General features: G+C 61.2%; 22 protein-coding genes and 2 tRNA genes. 13 read left to right on the top strand and 11 right to left on the bottom strand.

Annotated features, from left to right (window positions below; translation table 11 throughout):
• Positions 1-257: 257 nt before the first annotated feature.
• A complete protein-coding gene (locus tag C380_RS04435) occupies positions 258-1,406 on the bottom strand; it encodes a trypsin-like peptidase domain-containing protein (protein ID WP_015012697.1) in 1,149 nt (382 codons plus the stop codon).
• A 139-nt stretch (positions 1,407-1,545) separates the two neighbouring features.
• On the opposite strand from C380_RS04435, the gene C380_RS04440 reads away from it, so the two are divergent.
• Together C380_RS04440 and pdxA are read left to right on the top strand one after the other, a co-directional pair.
• Entirely contained in the window at positions 1,546-2,319 is a 774-nt protein-coding gene (locus C380_RS04440; RefSeq protein ID WP_043565137.1) for a Nif3-like dinuclear metal center hexameric protein, read from the top strand.
• A 124-nt stretch (positions 2,320-2,443) separates the two neighbouring features.
• Positions 2,444-3,472: a 4-hydroxythreonine-4-phosphate dehydrogenase PdxA gene (pdxA, locus tag C380_RS04445; protein ID WP_015012699.1), complete on the top strand. Its 1,029-nt coding sequence runs from the start codon at positions 2,444-2,446 to the stop codon at positions 3,470-3,472.
• 185 nt (positions 3,473-3,657) lie between these two features.
• Here pdxA and mscL read toward each other — a convergent pair whose 3' ends face one another.
• Positions 3,658-4,086: a large conductance mechanosensitive channel protein MscL gene (gene mscL, locus C380_RS04450; RefSeq protein ID WP_015012700.1), complete on the bottom strand. Its 429-nt coding sequence runs from the start codon at positions 4,084-4,086 to the stop codon at positions 3,658-3,660.
• 145 nt (positions 4,087-4,231) lie between these two features.
• Between mscL and petA the strand changes: the two genes are divergently transcribed.
• The 6 genes from petA (at position 4,232) to C380_RS04480 (ending at position 8,463) form a co-directional block, all read left to right on the top strand.
• A complete protein-coding gene (gene petA, locus C380_RS04455) occupies positions 4,232-4,831 on the top strand; it encodes a ubiquinol-cytochrome c reductase iron-sulfur subunit (protein WP_015012701.1) in 600 nt (199 codons plus the stop codon).
• Positions 4,832-4,842: 11 nt separating this feature from the next.
• Complete coding sequence (locus tag C380_RS04460; RefSeq protein WP_015012702.1) at positions 4,843-6,258, top strand: cytochrome bc complex cytochrome b subunit; 1,416 nt, start codon at positions 4,843-4,845, stop codon at positions 6,256-6,258.
• Between the two features lie 17 nt (positions 6,259-6,275).
• Complete coding sequence (locus tag C380_RS04465; protein ID WP_015012703.1) at positions 6,276-7,037, top strand: cytochrome c1; 762 nt, start codon at positions 6,276-6,278, stop codon at positions 7,035-7,037.
• A gap of 101 nt (positions 7,038-7,138) precedes the next feature.
• Complete coding sequence (locus tag C380_RS04470) at positions 7,139-7,750, top strand: glutathione S-transferase N-terminal domain-containing protein (protein WP_005794209.1); 612 nt, start codon at positions 7,139-7,141, stop codon at positions 7,748-7,750.
• A gap of 52 nt (positions 7,751-7,802) precedes the next feature.
• Positions 7,803-8,339: a ClpXP protease specificity-enhancing factor gene (locus tag C380_RS04475; RefSeq protein WP_015012704.1), complete on the top strand. Its 537-nt coding sequence runs from the start codon at positions 7,803-7,805 to the stop codon at positions 8,337-8,339.
• 48 nt (positions 8,340-8,387) lie between these two features.
• Positions 8,388-8,463: transfer RNA gene (locus tag C380_RS04480), tRNA-Thr, on the top strand.
• A 40-nt stretch (positions 8,464-8,503) separates the two neighbouring features.
• Here C380_RS04480 and C380_RS04485 read toward each other — a convergent pair.
• A complete protein-coding gene (locus tag C380_RS04485; protein WP_015012705.1) occupies positions 8,504-8,803 on the bottom strand; it encodes a hypothetical protein in 300 nt (99 codons plus the stop codon).
• A gap of 32 nt (positions 8,804-8,835) precedes the next feature.
• On the opposite strand from C380_RS04485, the gene C380_RS04490 reads away from it, so the two are divergent.
• The 5 genes from C380_RS04490 to C380_RS04510 all read left to right on the top strand — a co-directional run bounded on the left by C380_RS04490 (position 8,836) and on the right by C380_RS04510 (position 15,423).
• Positions 8,836-9,819, top strand: coding sequence for a M23 family metallopeptidase (locus C380_RS04490; RefSeq protein WP_015012706.1), 984 nt, complete (start codon positions 8,836-8,838; stop codon positions 9,817-9,819).
• 138 nt (positions 9,820-9,957) lie between these two features.
• Positions 9,958-12,714 (top strand): preprotein translocase subunit SecA, encoded by a 2,757-nt coding sequence (gene secA, locus C380_RS04495; protein WP_015012707.1) that lies wholly within the window; start codon positions 9,958-9,960, stop codon positions 12,712-12,714.
• A 96-nt stretch (positions 12,715-12,810) separates the two neighbouring features.
• Entirely contained in the window at positions 12,811-14,040 is a 1,230-nt protein-coding gene (gene argJ, locus C380_RS04500; protein WP_015012708.1) for a bifunctional glutamate N-acetyltransferase/amino-acid acetyltransferase ArgJ, read from the top strand.
• Between the two features lie 62 nt (positions 14,041-14,102).
• Positions 14,103-14,975 (top strand): ATP-binding protein, encoded by an 873-nt coding sequence (locus C380_RS04505; RefSeq protein WP_015012709.1) that lies wholly within the window; start codon positions 14,103-14,105, stop codon positions 14,973-14,975.
• Positions 14,953-15,423 carry an NUDIX domain-containing protein gene (locus C380_RS04510; RefSeq protein WP_015012710.1) on the top strand — a complete coding sequence of 157 codons (471 nt, stop codon included), beginning with the start codon at positions 14,953-14,955 and terminating at the stop codon, positions 15,421-15,423. Before C380_RS04505 ends, C380_RS04510 begins: the two co-directional genes overlap by 23 nt.
• A gap of 117 nt (positions 15,424-15,540) precedes the next feature.
• Here the strand turns inward: C380_RS04510 and C380_RS04515 are convergent, their stop codons facing one another.
• From C380_RS04515 to C380_RS04550, 8 genes are all read right to left on the bottom strand, one after another.
• Positions 15,541-15,759, bottom strand: a complete 219-nt coding sequence (locus C380_RS04515) for a DNA gyrase inhibitor YacG (RefSeq protein WP_015012711.1) — start codon at positions 15,757-15,759, stop codon at positions 15,541-15,543.
• 102 nt (positions 15,760-15,861) lie between these two features.
• Positions 15,862-16,617 carry a cell division protein ZapD gene (gene zapD / locus C380_RS04520; RefSeq protein ID WP_015012712.1) on the bottom strand — a complete coding sequence of 252 codons (756 nt, stop codon included), beginning with the start codon at positions 16,615-16,617 and terminating at the stop codon, positions 15,862-15,864.
• A gap of 85 nt (positions 16,618-16,702) precedes the next feature.
• Complete coding sequence (gene coaE / locus C380_RS04525; protein ID WP_015012713.1) at positions 16,703-17,323, bottom strand: dephospho-CoA kinase; 621 nt, start codon at positions 17,321-17,323, stop codon at positions 16,703-16,705.
• A 9-nt stretch (positions 17,324-17,332) separates the two neighbouring features.
• On the bottom strand, positions 17,333-18,205 hold the full coding sequence (locus C380_RS04530) for an A24 family peptidase (protein ID WP_015012714.1): 873 nt from the start codon (positions 18,203-18,205) through the stop codon (positions 17,333-17,335).
• Positions 18,205-19,425, bottom strand: coding sequence for a type II secretion system F family protein (locus C380_RS04535; protein WP_015012715.1), 1,221 nt, complete (start codon positions 19,423-19,425; stop codon positions 18,205-18,207). The genes C380_RS04530 and C380_RS04535 overlap by 1 nt, the downstream gene beginning before the upstream one ends.
• A 20-nt stretch (positions 19,426-19,445) precedes the next feature.
• Positions 19,446-21,185, bottom strand: coding sequence for a type IV-A pilus assembly ATPase PilB (pilB, locus tag C380_RS04540; RefSeq protein ID WP_015012716.1), 1,740 nt, complete (start codon positions 21,183-21,185; stop codon positions 19,446-19,448).
• A gap of 132 nt (positions 21,186-21,317) precedes the next feature.
• Positions 21,318-21,394, bottom strand: a tRNA-Pro gene (locus C380_RS04545).
• Positions 21,395-21,434: 40 nt separating this feature from the next.
• A complete protein-coding gene (locus tag C380_RS04550; RefSeq protein ID WP_015012717.1) occupies positions 21,435-22,364 on the bottom strand; it encodes a polyprenyl synthetase family protein in 930 nt (309 codons plus the stop codon).
• Positions 22,365-22,380 lie beyond the last annotated feature (16 nt).

Raw genomic sequence — 22,380 nt, forward strand, 5'->3', positions numbered from 1 at the left:
GTGAAAGCGAATATTCAATAAAAACAGCCGCAAGCGCTAGTGTTGTATGCGCTTGCAGCTATCATTTTCATAGTGCTTCGGGTTGGCTGCACACGCGTTGGCGTGACATGAGCCATCCGATACCTTCGTGCTGGCCTGTGCTTCACTCCCGCCTGACCTCGCACCAGGGCCATCGAGGCCGCCGACCTTGTTCACACCCCGCTGCGCTGACGGCTCGTACCCGGCCTTGGTGATTCCTGTCCGAGCCTGTTCAGGCGTCAGCGCCTCACATTGCGCTGGGGCCGGGGGCGCACGCCCGGGTTGATGCTCAGCTCCACCCGCTTGTCGGCCCGTTGCACGTCAAACGCTGCCGCCTGGCCGGGCTTGAGCGCTGCCACGGCGGTCAGCAGCTGCGACACATTGCCCACGCTCTTGCCGTCCACGCTCACGATCACATCCCCCGGGCGCATGCCAGCCTGGGCGGCGGGGCCGTCCTGCAGCACGCCGGTGATGATCACGCCCTCGGTGGCCTTTTTGACGCCAAAGGTTTCTGCCAGTTCGGGCGACAGCTCGTTGGGCTCCACGCCAATCCAGCCGCGCGTGACCTGGCCGTCCTTCACGATGCCGTCGAGCACCATGCGCGCTGTGGACACGGGGATGGCAAAGCCGATGCCCATGCTGCCGCCCGAGCGCGAGTAGATCGCGGTATTGATGCCCATGAGGTTGCCGTTCACATCGACCAGTGCACCGCCCGAATTGCCGGGGTTGATGGCCGCGTCGGTCTGGATGAAGTTCTCGAAGGTGTTGATGCCCAGCTGGCTGCGGCCCAGCGCGCTCACGATGCCGCTGGTCACGGTCTGGCCCACGCCGAAGGGGTTGCCGATGGCCAGCACCTGGTCGCCCACGTCCAGGGCGTCGGAGTTGCCCAGCACGATGACGGGCAGCTTGTCCAGTTCGATCTTGAGGATGGCCAGGTCGGTGTCGGGGTCGGTGCCGATCACGCGCGCACGGGCGCGGCGGCTGTCGGTAAGGGTCACCTCGATCTCGTCCGCGCCTTCGACCACATGGTTGTTGGTCAGGATGTAGCCCTCGGGGCTCACGATCACGCCGCTGCCCAGGCCCGCCTGCGCCTGGCTGCCCTGGTCGCCAAAGAAGAACTGGAACCAGGGGTCGTTGCTGCGCGGGTGGCGCACTTCCTTGCTGGTGTTGATGCTGACCACGGCCGGCGCCGCCTTGCGCGCCGCACCGCTGAAGCTGCCCGCCGCGGGCTGCGAAGGCGGCGTTGCAGGGGCCTCCAGCAGCGCAATACCCGCCCCGGAGCGCGTGGTGCCCCGGCCCAGCCATTCAGGCTGGAGCGTGGCGACAACAAAGTAGGCCGCAACGAGGACCGTCACGGACTGGGAAAACAGCAGCCAGAGTCGCTTCATGAAAGGTGCTTGCCGGTGGTAGTACAGGGTGTGGGCGATGGAGGTGGAGCTGCAGGTTCGCCGTGGCGGCCTGGGCGCTCCCTCTCACACAGGATTGTCTCCGAATGTGGGGGCGCGAACGGCGCGCCACAATAGCGGCATGAGCATTCACCGCAGTCAACTTTTGCAGGCGTTTGACAGCCTGCTGCAACCCGAGCGCTTCAAGGACTACGGCCCCAACGGCCTGCAGGTCGAGGGCAAGGCCGAGATCCGGCGAATGGTCAGTGGCGTCACTGCCAGCCGTGCACTGATCGAAGCCGCCATTGCCGCGCAGGCCGATGCTATTTTTGTGCACCACGGCCTGTTCTGGCGCGGGCAGGATGGCCGCATCACGGGCTGGATGAAGCAGCGGCTGCAGCTGCTGCTGGCGCACGACATCAACCTGTTTGCCTACCACCTGCCGCTCGATGCCCATGCCGAACTGGGCAACAACGCACAGCTGGGCCGGGTGCTGGGTTTTGCCGCCGATGCGCGGTTTGGCGAGCAGGATCTGGGCTTTGCGGCGCCCGCGGCGTTCGACAATGTCCAGGCCGTGGCCGACCATGTGGCCCAGGCGCTCGGCCGCCCCGTGACCCTGGTGTCGCCGGGTGAGGTGGGCGGTGGTGCCGCTGCACGGCGCCCCGTGCGCCGCGTGGCGTGGTGCACGGGCGGCGCGCAGGGGTATTTCGAGTCGGCCATTGCGGCGGGGGCAGATGTTTTCATTACCGGCGAAATCTCCGAGCCCCAGGCGCATCTGGCGCGCGAGACGGGCGTGGGCTTCATAGCCGCCGGGCACCATGCCACGGAGCGCTACGGCGCCCCCGCTGTGGCGGCCCATGTGGCAGAACAGTGCGGGCTGAGCCACCAGTTCATCGAGATCGACAACCCCGCCTAAACGATGGCAAGACACCGCACAACAAGGCGTCGCTTCGTCGGGTTGTGTGGTTCAGTTTGCTCACTTATTAATAGCTAATGGCGCATGATCAACTAGCGCTACAGGCACTTTTGACTTCAAACCCATGCAACCCATCGCCATCACCCAGGGAGACCCCGCCGGCATCGGCCCCGAGATCGTGGCCAAGGCTTTTCGGGATGCGCCCGATGCGCTGCGCCATTGTTTTGTCGTCGGTGACTTGGCCACTGTGCGCCGCGCTGCGGGCGTCATCACACGCCCCGGCGTGCCCGGTGTGCCCGTGGCCCAGATCGGGACCCCGGGCGAAGCGGCGGACGCTCCGCCCCGCTGCATCCCGGTGCTGCAACTGCCCGGTATCCCGGGGGCCCAGCCTTGGGGCGAGATCAGCGCCGCCGCGGGCCGCGCTGCGGCGGACAGCGTGATCTGGGCGGCGCGTGCCGCGTTGCGGGGGGAGGTGGCGGCGCTGGTGACGGCACCCTTGCACAAGGAGGCGTTGTCCGCGGCCGGCGTGGACTTTCCGGGGCACACGGAGCTGTTGCAGGCAGAGGCCGCCGCGCACCAGGGCGTGTCGCTGGCCCAGATGCCGGTGCGCATGATGCTGGCCAATGACGAGCTGCGCACCGTGCTCGTCAGCATCCATGTGTCGCTGCGCGACGCGATTGCGGCCGTGACACAAGACAACGTGCTGCAGACGCTGCACATCACCCACGCGGCCTTGCAGCGCAGCCTGGGCCGCGTGCCGCGCATCGGTGTGGCGGGGCTCAATCCCCATGCGGGCGAGGGCGGGCTGTTCGGCCGCGAAGAGCTGGAGGTGATCGTTCCGGCCATTGCCGCCGCGCGTGGCGCGGGGCTGGACGTGCACGGTCCGTTTGCGCCTGACACGGTGTTCATGCGCGCGCGCAGCACGCCGCAGCGCGCGGGCGAGTTCGATGTGGTGATTGCCATGTACCACGACCAGGGTCTGATCCCGGTGAAGTACCTGGGGGTGGAAAAGGGCGTGAACGTGACTCTGGGCCTGCCCCTGGTGCGCACCAGCCCCGACCATGGCACGGCGTTTGACATTGCGGGGCAGGGCATTGCAGACGCCTCCAGCCTGATCGAGGCGGTGCGCATGGCGCGGACGCTGTGCGGGTGATGTCGGCCGCCGAGGCTTTACAGCCCGGAACTGATCGAAATCAAACGAACGGCTGAAAAAGTGGGTGCCTGCCCGGGCGCAGCGGGCCCCAAGCTGTCCAGAAAAGCCAACGCCACCGGCGGCTGGTCGTAACAGCGCAGCGGTGGCGTGGTATGCGGCCGCAAGGGCCGCGTGCCCAGGGGGGGCTACTTCTTCAGGCTGTCGCGGATTTCGCGCAGCAGCACGATGTCTTCGGGGGGCGCCACCGGTGCGGCGGGGGCGGGAGGGGCTTCGCGCTTGAGGCGGTTGATCTGCTTGATCATCATGAAGATGATGAACGCCAGGATCACAAAGTTGACCGCCACGGTCAGGAAGTTGCCATAGGCAAACACAGGTACGCCCGCTTTTTTGAGGGCATCGAGCGTGGTGCCCGTGCCCGGGGGCACGGTGCCCAGCACGATGAACAGGTTGGAGAAATCGAGCTTGCCAAAGACCAGCCCTACCACGGGCATGATCAGGTCCGCTACCACCGAATCCACGATCTTGCCAAAGGCGCCGCCAATGATGACGCCCACCGCGAGGTCAATCACATTGCCCTTGACCGCGAACTCCCTGAACTCTTGCATCATCCCCATGTAGTTTCTCCTGGTAAAACGGTGATCGGCGAGTATCGCCCGGTTCGCCCCTCTGTCAAGGCAGCAAACCACTTGGAAATAACCATTTTCACTCCGCTACAATTCGCGGTTGACCCCAATCTAGCGATGTTCATCGAGGATCCCCATGAGTGACACTCCAATCGACTCCAGCAAGCGGACGTGGATCATCACGTCAGCATGTGCTGGTGCGGTGGGCGGCGTGGCAACCGCCGTTCCTTTCGTGAGTACTTTCCAGCCCTCAGAGCGTGCCAAGGCCGCTGGTGCTGCTGTCGAGGTGGATATCTCCGCCCTCAAACCTGGAGAAAAGGTCACTGTGGAGTGGCGCGGCAAGCCCGTCTGGATCATCAAGCGCACGCCGGAGCAACTGGCAGAGCTGCCCAAGCTCGACGGCCAGCTCGCCGATCCCAAGTCGGAGCGCAAGCCCTCTGAACTCACGCCTGAGTACGCCCGCAACGAGGCGCGTTCGATCAAGCCAGAAATTTTTGTGGGTGTGGGCATTTGCTCGCACTTGGGTTGCTCGCCGTCGGACAAGTTCCAGCCCGGTGCACAACCTTCGCTGCCCGATGACTGGAAGGGCGGCTTCCTGTGCCCTTGCCACGGCTCCACGTTCGACATGGCGGGCCGCGTCTTCAAGAACAAGCCAGCACCCGACAACCTTGAGGTGCCTCCGCACATGTACCTGTCCGATACGCGCCTGCTGATCGGTGAAGACAAGAAGGCTTGACGGAGAACGACATGGCCCACGAATTCAAAGAAATCTCGCCGAACGCCTCCGCAGGCGCCAAGGTCACCAACTGGTTCGAGAACCGGTTCCCGACGGCCTTTGACGCCTACAAGGTGCACATGTCGGAGTACTACGCTCCGAAGAACTTCAACTTCTGGTACATCTTCGGCTCGCTGGCGCTGGTCGTGCTGGTGATCCAGATCGTGACCGGCATCTTCCTGGTCATGCACTACAAGCCGGACGCCAACCTGGCGTTCGCGTCGGTCGAGTACATCATGCGCGATGTGCCCTGGGGCTGGCTGATCCGTTACATGCACTCCACGGGCGCTTCGGCGTTCTTTGTGGTGGTGTACCTGCACATGTTCCGTGGCCTCATCTACGGCAGCTACCGCAAGCCCCGCGAGCTGGTCTGGATCTTCGGCTGCGCGATCTTCCTGTGCCTGATGGCCGAAGCCTTCATGGGTTACCTGCTGCCCTGGGGACAGATGTCCTACTGGGGCGCCCAGGTGATCGTGAACCTGTTCGCAGCCATCCCCTTCATTGGTCCTGATCTGGCTCTGCTGATCCGTGGCGACTATGTGGTGGGCGATGCGACGCTGAATCGCTTCTTCAGCTTCCACGTGATTGCCGTGCCCCTGGTGCTGCTGGGCCTTGTGGTGGCGCACTTGCTGGCGCTGCACGACGTGGGCTCCAACAACCCCGATGGTGTGGAAATCAAGGGCCCCAAGGCTCCCAAGGACGCCAATGGCAAGCCGCTCGATGGCGTGCCCTTCCACCCCTACTACACGGTGCATGACATCTTCGCGTTGAGCATGTTCCTGATGGCATTCACGGCCGTGGTGTTCTTTGCTCCTGAGTTCGGTGGTTACTTCCTCGAATACAACAACTTCATCCCGGCCGATCCGCTAAAGACCCCTGCACACATTGCTCCGGTCTGGTACTTCACGCCGTTCTATTCGATGCTGCGTGCCATCACCACCGAGATGATGTACGTGCTCGTTCTGTGTGTGGTCGCTGGTGCGGGCTTTGGGGTGCTCAAGGCCAAGCTGCCCAGCTTCGTGAAGGCGGGTATCGCCGGTGCGGCCGTGGTGGTCATCGCCATGATGCTGTCCATCGATGCCAAGTTCTGGGGCGTGGTGGTCATGGGTGGTGCTGTGATCATCCTGTTCTTCCTGCCCTGGCTGGATCACAGCCCTGTCAAGTCGATCCGCTACCGCCCTGACTGGCACAAGTACCTGTACGGCGTGTTCGTGATCATCTTCCTGATTCTGGGCTACCTGGGTGTTCAGCCACCATCGCCGATCGGCGAGCGTGTGTCGCAAGTCGGAACGCTGTTCTACTTCGGCTTCTTCCTGCTGATGCCCTGGTGGAGCCGCATCGGTGAAACCAAGCCCGTGCCTGACCGCGTGACCTTTGTGGCGCACTGAGCCTGGAGATAACAACAATGAAGAAAATCATCCTCACGTTGATCGCCGCTGTGGGTCTTGTCGCCGGTGCTGCCCATGCGGCAGGCGCTGACACCATCGCCTGGGACAAGGCGCCCAACAAGACCAACGACCTGGCCTCGCTGCAAAACGGCGCCAAGATATTCGTCAACTACTGCCTCAGCTGCCACTCTGCTGCGTTCATGCGGTTCAACCGCCTGCGCGACATTGGCCTGACGGAGCAGCAGATCAAGGACAACCTGCTGTTCACCACCGACAAGGTGGGCGAGACCATGAAGGCGTCGATCGACCCCAAGCAGGCCAAGGAATGGTTTGGGGCCAACCCGCCCGACCTCACCGTGATCGCACGCTCGCGTGCAGGCCACGGCGGTACGGGTGCTGACTATCTGTACACCTTCCTGCGTACCTTCTACCGCGACGACACCAAGGCCACGGGCTGGAACAACCTGGCTTTCCCCAGCGTGGGCATGCCCCATGTGCTGTGGCAAATGCAAGGCGAACGTCGTCCCGTGTTTGAAGAGCACGAGAGCCATGGCCACAAGACCCAGGTGTTCAAGGGCTGGGAGCAGATCACTCCCGGCACGATGACGCCGCTGCAGTTCGACCAGAACATTGGCGACTTGGTGAACTACCTGCAGTGGATGGGTGAGCCCGCACAAAACATCCGGTGGCGCGTCGGCGTCTGGGTACTGATTTTCCTGGGCGTGTTCACCGTCATCGCCTGGCGCCTGAACGCCGCGTTCTGGAAGGACGTCAAGTAAACGCCAGATCCATTCCCAGCACCCTGCGGGGTGCCATTGGATTTATTGCAGAGTGGGCGCTTTTGGCGTCCCACTCTTTTGATTTTTAGGAGCCTCCCACCATGATGGTGCTTTATTCGGGTACGACCTGTCCCTTCTCCCACCGCTGCCGTTTTGTCCTGTTTGAAAAGGGCATGGACTTTGAAATCCGCGATGTGGACCTGTACAACAAGCCCGAAGACATCAGCGTGATGAACCCGTACGGCCAGGTGCCCATCCTGGTCGAGCGCGACCTGATCCTGTACGAGTCGAACATCATCAATGAGTACATCGATGAGCGTTTTCCTCACCCCCAACTGATGCCCGGTGACCCGGTGGATCGCGCCCGCGTGCGCCTGTTCCTGCTCAACTTCGAGAAGGAACTGTTCGTGCACGTGAACACGCTCGAATCGCGCGCTACCAAGGGCAATGAAAAGGCGCTGGAAAAGGCCCGCGCGCACATTCGCGACCGCCTGACGCAGCTGGCCCCCGTATTCCTCAAGAACAAATACATGCTGGGCGACAACTTCTCGATGCTGGATGTGGCCATTGCACCGCTGCTGTGGCGCCTCGACTACTACGGCATTGACCTGTCCAAGAATGCGGCTCCGCTGCTCAAGTACGCAGAGCGCATCTTCTCGCGCCCGGCCTACATCGAAGCGCTGACGCCGTCCGAAAAGGTCATGCGCAAGTAAGCAGCGGCCTGCAGACTTCACTTCTTCCATCGCAGCCGTAACAACGCCATCCATGACCGCACAGGAATCGACCTCCACGCGCCCCTATCTCATTCGTGCACTCTACGAATGGTGCACCGACAACGGGCTGACGCCTTATGTGGCGGTGCGTGTGGACGATTCCGTGCAGGTTCCGCGCGAGTACGTGAAGGACGGTGAAATCGTTCTGAACATCAGCTTTGATGCCACCAGCGCGTTGCAGCTGGGCAATGAATTCATCGAATTCAAAGCCCGATTTGGCGGCAAGCCCCGCGAAATCCTGGTGCCTGTGGGCCGTGTGATTGCCATCTATGCCCGCGAGAACGGTCAAGGCATGGCGTTTCCGCCCCCGGTGGATCTGCTGTCTTCTGCAGAAGGGGCTCCGGCAGCACTGTCTTCGGCGGGCGCTCCTGCTGCCGCGCCAGCGGAGGAGGCGTCGGCCGCAGCCGCGGAAGATCGCGTTGTGCAACTGGTGGGGGTGGAAGACGGTCACAAGGACGATGGGGGCGATGCGCCCCGGCCTCCGCCTTCTCAGGGTGGCGCGCGTCCCTCGCTGAAGCGCATCAAATAACGGGTTTTCAAATTTCGGGCGGTTTTTACAGGATAAAATACTGCCTTCGCCGGTTTAGCTCAGTTGGTAGAGCACCCGCCTTGTAAGCGGTAGGTCGTCAGTTCGATTCCGACAACCGGCACCATCTCTCTTCTTTTCGCATTCCCTGGCCCCGGCGCTTGCCGTCAGGTTTGAACTTTCAGGCGAATCGCGTTAACCTCCCACCCCCGACTGCGCAGATGCGCCTGCAAAGCAGGCAGCAGTTGGCGTATTTTTGCCGCCGCAGCGTTGCTCTTTACCAGCAGGCACCAGCTGTCCCCGTCGATGGGACCCGCCTGAACTGCGGGGCGCAGTGCAGCGGGGATCAGCAATTCAATGGCCTTGAGCCGATCACTGGAGTCGCGTGTCAGCGCTGTGAGCCTGGCCAGCGTGGGGGATTCCTCACTGGCCTGCTGCAGGGTCACGGCGTAGTGGCGGCGATTCATGGCGTAGCGTCTTCGGGCGTGGAGTATGGACAGTGCATTTGATTATCACGGACGCCAGGCTGGCGCGCAGCCGGGCCATTCATTTGTCTGGCACACGCCTGGTACTGGCAGGGCTTGCGGTATCGCTTTGCTTGATGGTGGTGGCGGCAGGGCTGTACCACTGGGTGTTTCTGAAAGGCGCGCGTGAGGGCTGGCCCATTGTGGGCTCGCTGGTGCGTTTGGTGGTGAAGGACGAGTTTGCGGAGCGTGACCGTTTCATGCGCGCCAACCTGGACGCCATGGCCCGGCGCGTGGGTGAAATGCAGGCGCGCATGGTGCAGCTGGAGTCCCTGGGGGACCGTGTGCTGGGCTTGGCAGGCATGGCCCCTGCGGACATCCCGAAACAGGATGCGCGCGGCGGTGCCTTGGTGAGCGCTCGCAATCTGTCGATGGAAGAATTGCAGGCCACGCTGGACGATCTGGAACGCCTGACCAACCAGCGTGTGGATCTGATGACGGTGCTGGAGTCCCGTCTGTTTGATCAGCACATCCGCAAGAAGATGATCCCGACCCATGCGCCCGTCACGGGGCGCGTGGCAGGTTCGGGATTTGGCTGGCGCGTCGACCCCATCACAGGGCAGTCGGCCTTGCACACGGGGCTGGATTTCCAGGCAGATACCGGCACGCCCATCTTGGCGGCCGCCGGGGGCGTGGTCGTGACCCAGGAATACCACCCCGCTTACGGCAACATGATCGAGGTAGACCATGGCAACCAACTGGTGACACGCTACGCCCATGCCTCGCGCGTACTGGTCAAACAAGGCGATATCGTGCGTCGCGGGCAAAAGATTGCAGAGATTGGCACCACCGGTCGCTCCACGGGCCCCCATCTGCACTTTGAGGTGCTGGTGCAGGGGGTTTTCCAGGATCCTCAGAAGTTTCTGAATGCGGGCGGTACAGCCACCGGGGCGCAGGTCGCCGCCGTTCAGCCCTCGCCGTTGGCGGGGCTGCGGGCTACCCCTGCAACGGGCAGGTAAAATCGCGGGTCCGGCGTTCTCTGCCCGCCGTTGCATTGCTTGCAATACCGGTCGCAGGACCCATCTGAACTCAATTCATCTTAGGAATTTCCGGTCGCCTGACACGCTGATGGCAGCGGGACAGGCGGTCCTGTTCGCATGGCCACCAACTTCCTCACCAAAATATTCGGCAGCCGCAATGACCGGCTTCTCAAGCAGTACCGCAAGACGGTGAACCGCATCAATGCGATGGAGCCCGAGTACGAGAAGCTGTCGGACGAGCAGCTCCGGGCCAAGACGCAGGAGTTCAAGGACCGCGTGGCCAAAGGCGAGTCGCTGGACAGCATCCTTCCCGAAGCGTTTGCCGTGGTGCGCGAGGGCTCCAAGCGCATCATGAAGATGCGGCATTTTGATGTGCAGCTGCTGGGCGGCATGGCGCTGCACTTCGGCAAGATCGCCGAAATGCGCACCGGCGAAGGCAAGACCCTGACGGCCACACTGCCGGTGTACCTCAATGCCCTCTCGGGCAAGGGCGTGCACGTGGTGACTGTGAATGACTACCTCGCCAATCGCGACGCGCAGTGGATGGGGCGCCTTTACAACTTCCTGGGCCTCACGGTGGGCATCAACCTGCCCAACATGCCCCGTGAAGAAAAGCAGGCGGCGTACCGGGCCGACATCACCTACGGCACCAACAACGAATACGGCTTTGACTACCTGCGTGACAACATGGTCTACGAGGCGCAGGACCGCGTGCAGCAGGGCCTGAACTTCGCCATCGTGGACGAGGTGGACTCCATCCTGATCGATGAGGCCCGCACGCCGCTCATCATCAGCGGCCAGGCCGAAGACCACACGGCGATGTACATCGCCATGAACAAGGTGGTGCCCCTGTTGGTGCGCCAAGAGGGCGAAGCCGACCCCCGCACGGGTGAAGGCGTGACCAAGCCCGGCGATTTCACGCTGGACGAAAAAACCCACCAGGTGTTCCTGACCGAGCAAGGCCACGAGACGGCCGAACGCATTCTGGCCTCGCATGGCCTGATCGCCGAAGGCGCATCGGTGTATGACCCGGCCAACATCACGCTGATGCACCACCTGTATGCGGCGCTGCGGGCCAACCACCTGTACCACCGCGATCAGCACTATGTGGTGCAAAACGGCGAGATCGTGATCGTGGACGAGTTCACCGGCCGCCTCATGTCGGGCCGCCGCTGGAGTGAAGGTCTGCACCAGGCTGTGGAAGCCAAGGAAGGCGTGAACATCCAGGCCGAGAACCAGACGCTGGCCTCCATCACCTTCCAGAACTATTTCCGCCTGTACAGCAAACTCGCCGGCATGACGGGCACGGCCGATACCGAGGCTTATGAGTTCCAGGAAATCTATGGCCTGGAAACCATGGTCATCCCGCCCAACCGCCCCAGCAAGCGCGACGACCAGCTGGACCGCGTGTACAAGACCACGCGTGAGAAGTACGAAGCCGCGATCAAGGACATTCGCGAATGCCACGAGCGCGGCCAGCCGGTGCTGGTGGGCACCACATCAATCGAGAACTCGGAAATCATCGACCAGCTGCTGAACAAGGAAGGTCTGCCCCACCAGGTGCTCAATGCCAAGCAGCACGCCCGTGAGGCCGATATCGTGGCCCAGGCGGGGCGCGAGGGCATGATCACCATCGCCACCAACATGGCTGGTCGTGGTACCGACATCGTGCTGGGCGGCAACATCGAGAAGGATGTGGCGGCCATCGAGGCCGATGAATCCCTGTCCGAGTCCGAGCGCGCCGCCAAGGTGGCCGCGCTGCGCGAGCAGTGGAAGGTGGACCACGAGAAGGTCAAGGCCTTGGGTGGCCTGCGCATCATCGCCACCGAGCGCCATGAGTCTCGCCGCATCGACAACCAGCTGCGTGGCCGTTCGGGCCGCCAGGGCGACCCAGGTTCGTCGCGTTTCTACCTGAGCCTGGACGACTCGCTGATGCGCATCTTCGCGGGCGACCGTGTGAAAGCGATCATGGACCGCTTGAAGATGCCCGATGGCGAAGCCATTGAAGCGGGCATCGTGACCCGCAGCATCGAGTCGGCCCAGCGCAAGGTGGAGGCCCGCAACTTCGACATCCGCAAGCAATTGCTGGAATACGACGATGTGGCCAACGACCAGCGCAAGGTGATCTACCAGCAGCGCAACGACATCCTGGACGCGACGGACCTTTCGGACGTGATCGCTGCCATGCGCGAAGACTGCATGACCGATCTGGTGCGCCAGTATGTGCCTGCCGAATCGGTGGAGGAGCAGTGGGATCTGGCCGCACTAGAGAAGGCGCTTGCAGAAGAATGGCAGGTATCGATTGCGCTGCAGCAGGAAGTGCAGGGCGCCAATGCGATCACCGACGATGAAATCCTGGACAAGGTCTTGCAGGCAGCACATGCGGCCTTCAATGCCAAGGTCGAGCAGGTGGGCCGCGAGAACTTCACGCAGTTCGAGCGTGTGGTGCTGCTGCAGAACTTTGACTCCAACTGGCGTGATCACCTGAGTGCACTCGACTATCTGCGCCAGGGCATCCACCTGCGCGGCTACGCGCAAAAGCAGCCCAAGCAGGAGTACAAGCGCGAGGCCTTCGAGCTGTTCCGCCAGCTCATCGACCAGGTCAAGAACGAGGTGACCAAGATCCTCATGACCGTGCAGGTGCAGTCGCAGGCGCAACTCGACCAGGCTGCGCAGGACATGGAGCAGCGCGCCGAAAGCATTGCCAACGTGACCTACACCGCACCCACCGAAACCGGCGAGGTGGAGACCACGGTGGATGCACAGACCGTGGCCCAGCAAGCGGTGCCTGAAGGCATGCGCGTGGGCCGTAACGACCCCTGCCCTTGCGGCAGCGGCAAGAAGTACAAGCAGTGCCACGGCAAACTGGCTTGATTTCCTGATCCAGACAACACGGGCTTCGGCCCGTGTTTTCATTGGCGCGCCACGGTTTTCCGGATAATCGGCCGCAGTTTTTTGAGAAAGACCCCCATGCCCGTCAATCTAGTCGCCCCCGTTGCTGCCGATCTGCACCCCATCGCGGGCGTGCGCATCGGTGTTGCCGAAGCCGGTGTCCGCAAGGCCCACCGCAAGGACCTCACCGTGTTCCTGCTGGACGAGGGAGCCAGCGTGGCGGGCGTGTTCACGCAGAACCGCTTTTGCGCAGCGCCGGTGCAGATCAGCCGCGAGCATCTGGCCAGCGGCCAGCCCATCCGCGCCATGGTCATCAACACCGGCAACGCCAACGCGGGTACGGGGGCAGACGGCCTGGCGCGTGCGCGCTCCACCTGCATTGCGCTCGCCCGCCAGCTAAGCGTGGCGCCCGAGCAGATCCTGCCGTTCTCGACCGGCGTGATCATGGAGCCGCTGCCCAACGACCGCATCGAAGCGGGACTGCCCACCGCCATCGCCGATGCGCAGCCCGGCCATTGGGCGCGTGCCGCCGAGGGCATCATGACCACCGACACACTGCCCAAGGCGTTCTCTGCGCAGGTGCAGATCGGTGGCGCCACGGTGTCCATCACGGGCATCAGCAAGGGCGCGGGCATGATCCGCCCCAACATGGCCACCATGCTGGGCTTCCTGGCCACGGACGCTTGCGTGGCTCCCGCCGTCATGCAGCAACTGGCGCGTGAACTGGCCGATGGCTCCTTCAACCGCGTCACCATCGACGGCGACACATCGACGAATGACTCGTTCGTGGTCGTTGCCACCAACAAGGCCGCGCATGCCCCCGTGACCTCGCTGGACAGCGCGGACGGCCAGGCCCTGAAGGCGGCGATGCTCTCGGTGTCACAAAAGCTGGCGCAGGCCATCGTGCGCGACGGCGAGGGGGCGACCAAGTTCATCACGGTGCGGGTTGAGGGTGGCAAGACCGGTGAGGAGTGCCGCAAGGTGGCCTACGCCATTGCCCATTCGCCACTGGTCAAGACGGCCTTTTTTGCCAGCGACCCGAACCTGGGCCGCATCCTGGCGGCCGTGGGCTACGCCGGCATTGACGACCTGGACCAGACCGGCATCGACCTGTACCTGGACGATGTGCATGTGGCGCAGCAAGGCGGGCGCAACCCCGCCTATCGCGAAGAAGACGGCCAGCGCGTGATGAAGCAGAGCGAGATCACCGTGAGGGTGCTGCTGGGACGTGGAACCGCAGCAGACACGGTGTGGACCTGCGACTTCAGCCACGAGTACGTGACCATCAACGCAGACTACCGTTCTTGAGCTGGGTTTTGCTATCTTTATGATAGCTGTTGAGGCATATTCCACTAGCGCATGTCGCCACAATGAACGAAAAATTTGAACGCTTGGTCGAGCGTGCCGAGCAGCTCATCGCCCGCATCGAGTCTGTGCTGCCCCAGCCGCTGGGAGCACCCGATTGGTCCACATCCATTGCCTGGCGCTACCGCAAGCGCAGCAGCGGGCATGGCACGCTGGAGCCCGTACGCCACGTGGGCGCGATGCGACTGGCGGACCTCAAGGAAATCGATCCGCAAAAAGAAAAGATCGAGCGCAATACGCAGCAGTTTGTCCAGGGCAAGCCCGCCAACAACGTGCTACTGACCGGTGCGCGTGGCACCGGCAAATCTTCGCTCATCAAAGCCTGCCTAAACGCCTATGCGGCCGAAGGCCTGCGCCTGATCGAGGTGGACAAGGCCGACCTGACCGATCTGCCGGACATCGTGGATGTGGTGTCTGACCGCCCTGAAAAATTCATCGTCTTCTGCGATGACCTGAGTTTTGAGGACGGCGAGCCAGGCTACAAGGCGCTCAAGTCGATTCTGGACGGCTCGGTGGCCGCGGCCACGCCCAACGTGCTGATCTACGCCACAAGTAACCGGCGCCACCTGCTGCCGGAGTACATGGCCGACAACCTCACCTACACCCACACCGAAGACGGTGAGGTGCACCCGGGCGAGGTGGTGGAAGAGAAGATTTCGCTGTCGGAGCGTTTCGGCCTGTGGGTCAGCTTCTACCCGTTCAGCCAGCAGGAGTACCTGACCATCGTGGGGCAGTGGCTGTCGTCGTTCGGTGTGCCCGCGCAGGCCATTGAGGAGGCGCGGCCTGAGGCGTTGGTCTGGGCGCTGGGGCGGGGCTCGCGCAGCGGCCGCGTGGCGTACCAGTTTGCGCGCGACTATGCGGGGCGCCATGGTGGCTGAAAATATCGCCCCCCATGGCACGCCAGCCGTTGCCGAACGCAAACACACCGAAGTGGCTGTCGGCATCCTGCTGCGCGCTGATGGCGCGATGCTGTTGTCCACCCGCCCGCCGGGCAAGCCCTACGCAGGGTACTGGGAGTTTCCGGGCGGCAAGCTGGAGGCGGGTGAGACGGTGGAGCAGGCCCTGCGCCGCGAGCTGATCGAGGAGCTGGGCGTGACCATCGGCCCGGCCAGCGTCTGGAAAGTGACCGAACACGATTACCCCCATGCGCTGGTTCGCCTGCACTGGTGCAAGGTCTGGGAATGGACCGGCGAGTTCGAGATGCGCGAAGGCCAGGCCATGGCCTGGCAGCAAATGCCGATCACGGTGTCTCCCGTGCTGCCGGGTGCCTATCCGGTGCTGCAATGGCTGGCCGAGGAACGGGGTTTGCAGTCTGCGGTGGAGTGAAATCTCCGCCTATGTCGGGCTGATGTGCTATTGAATTAGTAGCTGCTCAGGCATGCAGTACTAGCGATACCGCTGGTTTTGGACGAAATGGCTCTTGAACGGAGCCTGTAATCTTGGTCAATGCTGCTGGCGCGGGTCGCCATGGGGGGCGTCGTCTGGCGGCGCTTCGGTAGGCATGCGAAAGCTTTCGCTGGCCCACGCGCCGAGGTCGATCTGTTTGCAGCGCTCACTGCAAAAAGGGCGGTACACGTTCGCGGGGCTGTACACGCTATTGCCGCCACAGCTGGGGCAGGTGACGATGCGCGCCTGCGGGGAGGGGGCTGGGGAGTGGGGCATCCTTGGGGTGATCCTCTTGCTCAAATCGGCCGGCCTGATCTTCAGCGGGCCTCGACGCTATGCAGTCTCTGGGCTTGGGCTAGGGCTAGGGCTTGCTACGGCCTATGCGCACAGGGTCAGTTCAAATGCTGCGTCTTCGTTGCAGGCGTGCAAACGCCCGTCAGCTTCCAGCCGCATGAGCCGTACCGAGACAATCAGACGGTTACCACTGATTTCCGGGATCAGGTTCAGGGTCGGGTCGATGCGAAGCCGCAGCAGCTGGAAGGTGCGGCCCTGGGGCAGGTTTTGCTGAAACTGCCCACGTTCGGCAGCCACCTTTTGGGGCACGCCTGAATCGCGCAGGAGCTTGAGCAACACATAGATCGACTCGGCAAGGGGGGCCAGGGTGGAAGCCCACTCTTCCAGCGCCTGCTGGCGCACTGCGGGAGTATGGTGCTGCCATGCGTAGTAGGCGGGCAGGTCAAAGCCGCAGGTCCCACCTGGAATGCCGATGCGGCTGCGAATGCTCATCAGCCAGTCGTTTTCAGTCAGCGCGTGGCCCGACTTGCCGCTTTGGGTGTTGAGCGCCACGAAGCACCGGTCCAACTGGCTGATGACCGCGTCGAGCGCCGCTTCCGAAATGGAGGGGTTGCCCCGGTAGGCGTCGAGCTGGTGCTTGTGCTTTTCAATGTCCTTGAGCACATCCGACTTCAGATCGGCCCGGGCGGCCACGTCCATGATCTCGAAAATCGTGACCAGGGCGAAGTGGTGATCCAGTGCGTGGGGCCGGGGGATCAATTCCCCCAAGCGGCGGAACAGCTGCTCCAGCCGCAGGTAGGTTCTGAGACGCTCGTTAAAGGGGTATTCGTAAAGGATCACGCTGGCGGGTTCCTGGAGGCTCAGGCAGTATTCTGACGCCGGTGGCGCACGGCATGGAGCGAAAGCACAAACGGTTTCGTTCGCATCATAGCCCGAACAGTGTGGCCACTTGCCGTACCTCGGCCTGCAACTGCTGCAGTGTGCAGTGTGCTTCGTTGGCAATCACCACATCGGCCACTGCCCTGCGCGCTGAGCGCGTGGCTTGTGAGGCCATGATGCCCTGTACAGCTTCGGCGGACAGGCCGCTGCGATGCATGACCCGCGCGATCTGGGTCTGCTCTGTGCAGTCCACCACAACCACGGCGTCAAGCTGGCGAGCCCATCGCCCGGACTCTGTGAGCAGAGGAATGTCGTGCACGATCAATCCGGCGCCAGCCTGCAAGGCCTGCTCAATCCGTTGCTCGCTGTGCAGGGCCACCAAAGGGTGCACGATGGCCTCCAGCTGGCTACGGGCCTCCGGTTGGCTGAAGGCCAGTTGCCGCATGCGCGCGCGGTCCAACGCGCCCGATGCATCGACATACGCGTCACCAAAGGTACTTTGGATGGCTGACATGGCCGCGCCCCCGGGCCCGGTCACTTCCCGGGAAATCTGGTCGGCATCAATCAGGACAGCGCCAAGGGCTGCCAGCATCTGGCCCACGGTGCTCTTGCCACTGCCAATGCCGCCTGTCAGTCCCACGCGCCAAGGCTGTCGGGAGGTTGCCATGGAGGTCTGTCAGAGTCCGAAGAGCCCGAGCACTGTACCCAGAATGGCGTTGGGCCCAAACACCATCGCGGTGAGCCCTGCGCCGACCAGAAAGGGGCCGAATGGGATGTAGCCACCCTCACGCAAGCTGCTGAAAATCTTCATGGCTATCCCGATGATGGCGCCAATGACCGAAGACATCAGAATGATCGGCACCAGCGCTTGCCAGCCGAACCAGGCACCTAACGCAGCAAACAGCTTGAAGTCTCCGTAGCCCATCCCTTCCTTGCCGGTGGCCAGCTTGAATCCCCAGTACACCATCCAGAGCGACAGGTATCCTGCGGCTGCACCCATGACCGAGGCAAACAACGGCACGTTCGTCCATTGCAGGGCCGACGCCAGCAACCCCGCCCAGAGCAAGGGCAGGGTAATGTCATCTGGCAAGAGTGTGGTGTCCCAGTCAATGAATGCTAGAGCCACCAGAGCGGCCGAAAAGCCGCACCATGCCAACCCTGTGGGAGTCGCGCCCCAGCGGTGGATACAGAAGAAGAACAGCGCCCCCGTCGCCAGCTCGACCAGCGGGTAGCGGGGGCTGATGCGCGTCTTGCAGGACGAGCAACGTCCACGCAAGAACAGGTAACTCAAAACCGGAATGTTTTCATGCCACCGAACCACATGCCCGCAAGCTGGGCAGCGGGACCGAGGCGTCATGAGGTTGAAGGTGGGTTGGGTGTCCTCGGGCAGCTCTTTGCCCTGGTTGGATGCCTCGGCTTGCGCAAGCTCTGCCGCCCATTGCCTTTCCATCATTTTGGGAAGGCGGTAGATCACCACATTGAGAAAACTGCCGAAAAGCAAACCAACCACGCCGCCTATAGCGGCGTCCAACCATGCTTCCAGCACCATTACACAACCTGACCGAGCTTGAAGATGGGGAGATACATCGATACCACGATACCGCCGATGAGCGTGCCCAGAAACACGATGATGATGGGTTCCATCAGGCTGGAGAGGCCTGCGACCATGTCGTCCACTTCGGCTTCATAGAAGTCTGCGGCCTTGCCGAGCATGTGGTCGATGGAGCCGGACTCTTCACCGATGGCGCACATCTGTAGCACCATGGACGGAAAGATATTGGCATTTCCCATGGCTGCGGTGAGGCTAGTGCCTGTGGAAACTTCTTGTTGAATCTTGTCCGTGGCCATGGAGTACACCGAGTTGCCTGCAGCTCCCCCCACCGAATCGAGTGCCTCAACCAGAGGTACCCCAGCGGCGAACATGGTGGATAGCGTACGAGTCCAACGCGCGACGCAAGATTTGTCGATTAAAGGGCCAAACACGGGAATACGCAGCAGAAGCCGGTCCATGAACATCTGCATCTTTTCGTTACGGCGCCATGCCTGCATGAAAAAGAAGAAGCCCCCGCCGATGACACCGAAAATCAGCCACCACCATTTGACAAATACCTCGCTGATGGCCATCACGAATAACGTGGGAGCGGGTAGGTCCGCACCGAAAGAAGTAAAGACCTCTTTGAACGCGGGAATGACAAAAATCATGATGACTGTCACCACCACAAAAGCCACAATCACCACAGAAATGGGGTACATGAGAGCCGACTTGATCTTGGACTTGATCGCCTCGGTTTTCTCCATATACGTGGCTAGCCGATCCAGCAGTGCTTCCAAAATACCCGCTGCCTCGCCCGCCTCTACCAGATTGCAGTAGAGGCTGTCAAAGTACATGGGGTACTTTCTGAAGGCTCCGTTGAGTGATGTCCCTGTCTCGATATCGGAGCGAATATCGTTAAGCAGCTTGGTGACGCTGGCATTGGTATTGCCACGACCTACAATATCGAAGGCCTGCAACAAGGGTACACCGGCCTTCATCATAGTTGCCAACTGGCGTGTGAACAGCGCAATATCCTTAGGCTTGATCTTTTTGCCTGAGCGCATGCGGCGTTTTTTTATTTTTGTGGGGAAAACCCCTTGGCGGCGCAGGGTCGCTTGCACCTGATTTTCTCCGACCGCACGGATTTCTCCTCGCACTACCTTTCCGTTGCGGTCTTTGCCCTCCCACTCGAAGACAAAATCTTTAATATCTTTAGCTGATGTTGCGGTAGCCATGGTACCCTCGTCATCGAATATTATTCGTTGGTCACAGCCAGCACTTCTTCCAGCGAAGTGAGGCCTAATTTGGCCTTGTAGAGCCCCGATTCACGCAGCGACCGAACACCCTCCGCACGAGCCTGCTTCGCGATTTCTAAAGCACTCCCATCACGGAGGATGATGCGTTGGATCTCTTCGGAAACAGGCATCACCTGATAGATGCCGAGTCGCCCTTTGTAGCCATTGTTACAGGCCGAGCAACCTACAGGGCGATAAGTAACCCAAGAACCATCTATCTCGTGTTCTTCGTATCCAGCGTCCACTAGAGCCTCATGCGGGATGTCGGCGGGAACCTTGCACACGGGGCACAACCGACGGGCCAGCCGCTGCGCAGTAATCAGAATCACACTGGATGCGATATTGAATGGCGCTATACCCATGTTGCGCATCCGTGTAAGCGTGGTGGGAGCGTCATTTGTGTGCAGAGTAGAAAGCACAAGATGACCCGTCTGCGCTGCTTTAATAGAAATATCTGCGGTCTCTAGATCACGAATTTCACCCACCATGATGATGTCGGGATCTTGGCGAAGAAATGACTTCAACGCCACTGCAAAGGTCAGTCCGGCCTTTTCATTTACATTGACTTGGTTAACGCCAGGCAGATTGATTTCAGAAGGATCTTCGGCTGTTGCGATATTGACACCGGGCTTATTCAACAGGTTCAAACAGGTGTAGAGAGAGACCGTTTTGCCGGAGCCTGTCGGACCTGTGACTAAAATCATTCCGTAGGGACGACTGATGGCCTGAAGTAATCGCTCCTTCTCGATGGGCTCATACCCGAGAGCATCGATACCGAGTTTCGCACTGCTCGGATCCAAAATGCGAATAACAATTTTTTCGCCGAACAGGGTAGGCAAGGTACTTACCCGAAAATCGATCACTCGATCTGGCCCCACTTTGAGCTTCATGCGACCATCTTGGGGAACGCGCTTTTCCGAAATATCCAAGCGCGAAATTACCTTTATACGGGACGCGAGTTTGTCTTTGATGGCGATCGGCGGCGAGGCTATCTCACGCAGTTCCCCGTCAATGCGAAACCGAACGCGGTACTGGTGCTCGTAAGGCTCGAAATGCAAATCCGATGCACGCATATTGAATGCATCGAGCAACATTTTGTGTAGAAACTTGACAATCGGGGCATCTTCAACTTCTGTTGCGCCTGTATCCTGCTCCTCGGGTGCATCCTCGACGGCAAAGTCATCAAACGCGAAGTCTCCGCCCCCACTAACGAGCGTATCCATTGCCTCGCTTGCTGATTTTGTGGTGGCTTCTATCAGGCGGTTAAGCTTGTCATATTCAGCAATGATCCAATCCACACCCATTTGGGTAGTGAATTTTATTTTCTCTGCAGCTTCTTGATCGGTTGGGTCGGCCGTTGCTACGATCAGTCGATTATTTCGTTTGCTGAGAACCACTACGCGATATGCTTGGCATATCTTGTTATCTAGCAGTTCCTTTGGCAGACGCAATGGATCAATGGCATCCAGATCGAGCAAGGGTGCGCCAAAGACCGCTGATACCGTATGCGCGAGATCCGCTGCAGAAACAGCGCCCGAACCCGTAAGTTCCGCAATGAAACTGGTTCGGCTGATTTGTGATTTTTTGTAAATGTCTTCCGCTGACTTCTGGGTCAGTTTGCCGGCAGACATCAGGGCACGGCCAAGCCCCGGCAGAGCGACTGCGGAAGCTTCTTTGAGGGCAGTATCAACAGCGGCCATGTAACCGGAAATATGTTAGGTGTGGAAAAGAAACCATCCTATCATTACCGATCAACCATGGACTGTACAGCAGCGCATATTGGCAACGGCGCCACAAACCAAGGCTTGGAAGCGTGATCACGCAGTGCTTTTTGGTCGGGGTGAGAGGATTCGAACCTCCGGCCTCTACGTCCCGAACGTAGCGCTCTACCAGGCTAAGCTACACCCCGTATATTGCAATCGCGTTTGCAAATGAATTGAATGCCTTTTTCAATTCCGCCGCTCAAGCAATTGCGATGCCAATTCTAGCAAACCCTCTGAGTAAGCATTGGTCGGTAATCGTCGGGCGGCAGCCATGGCGCGGTGTGCTTCGGCGAACGCTGCGGCTCGCGTAACGTCCAAGGCGCCGGTCTGGCGGACAATGCTTACGATCTCTGCCAATTGTTCGGTCGAGCCTTGTTCGATAGCTTGGCGAACAACCTCCGCTTGACTAGAAGTCCCCCGCTCCATGGCGGCGATCAGTGGCAGTGTGGATTTGCCTTCGCGCAAGTCATCCCCGAGATTTTTGCCCATTTCTGCGGCGTTGCCGTCGTAATCCAGCACGTCGTCAATGATCTGGAACGCGGTGCCCAGTGCCTGTCCGTAAGTTGCGCATGCTTCTTCCACGTCGGGTGGGCTGTTGGCAAGGATGGCGCCCAGACGGGCGCTGGCTTCAAACAGCTTGGCCGTTTTGGATCGGATGACGCGCAGGTAGCCTGCCTCGTCCAGCGATGCATCGTGCATGTTCATGAGCTGGAGCACTTCGCCTTCGGCAATCACGTTCGTGGCTTCGGAGAGGATTTCCATGATGCGCATGCTTCCGGCTTCGACCATCATCTGGAATGACCGGGTGTGCAGAAAGTCCCCGACGAGGACGCTGGCAGGGTTGCCAAAGGTTTCGTTTGCTGTGGGGCGGCCGCGGCGCAAGGTGGATGCATCCACCACATCGTCATGCAGCAATGTCGCCGTGTGAATCAACTCGACCACCGCAGCCAGGCTGTGCCGATGGGCGCCGCGGTAACCTAAGGCTCCGCATACCATTAATAACAGGGCAGGGCGCAGGCGCTTGCCGCCCGCAGCGATGATGTACTGCGAAATCTGGGCCACCAGGGGGACGCTGGATGTCAGTCGCTGACCGATGACCTTGTCAACCTCGTGCATGTCTTGTGCAACGAGC

It is taken from the genome of Acidovorax sp. KKS102 (genome assembly GCF_000302535.1).
Classification (GTDB): Bacteria; Pseudomonadota; Gammaproteobacteria; order Burkholderiales; family Burkholderiaceae_C; genus Acidovorax.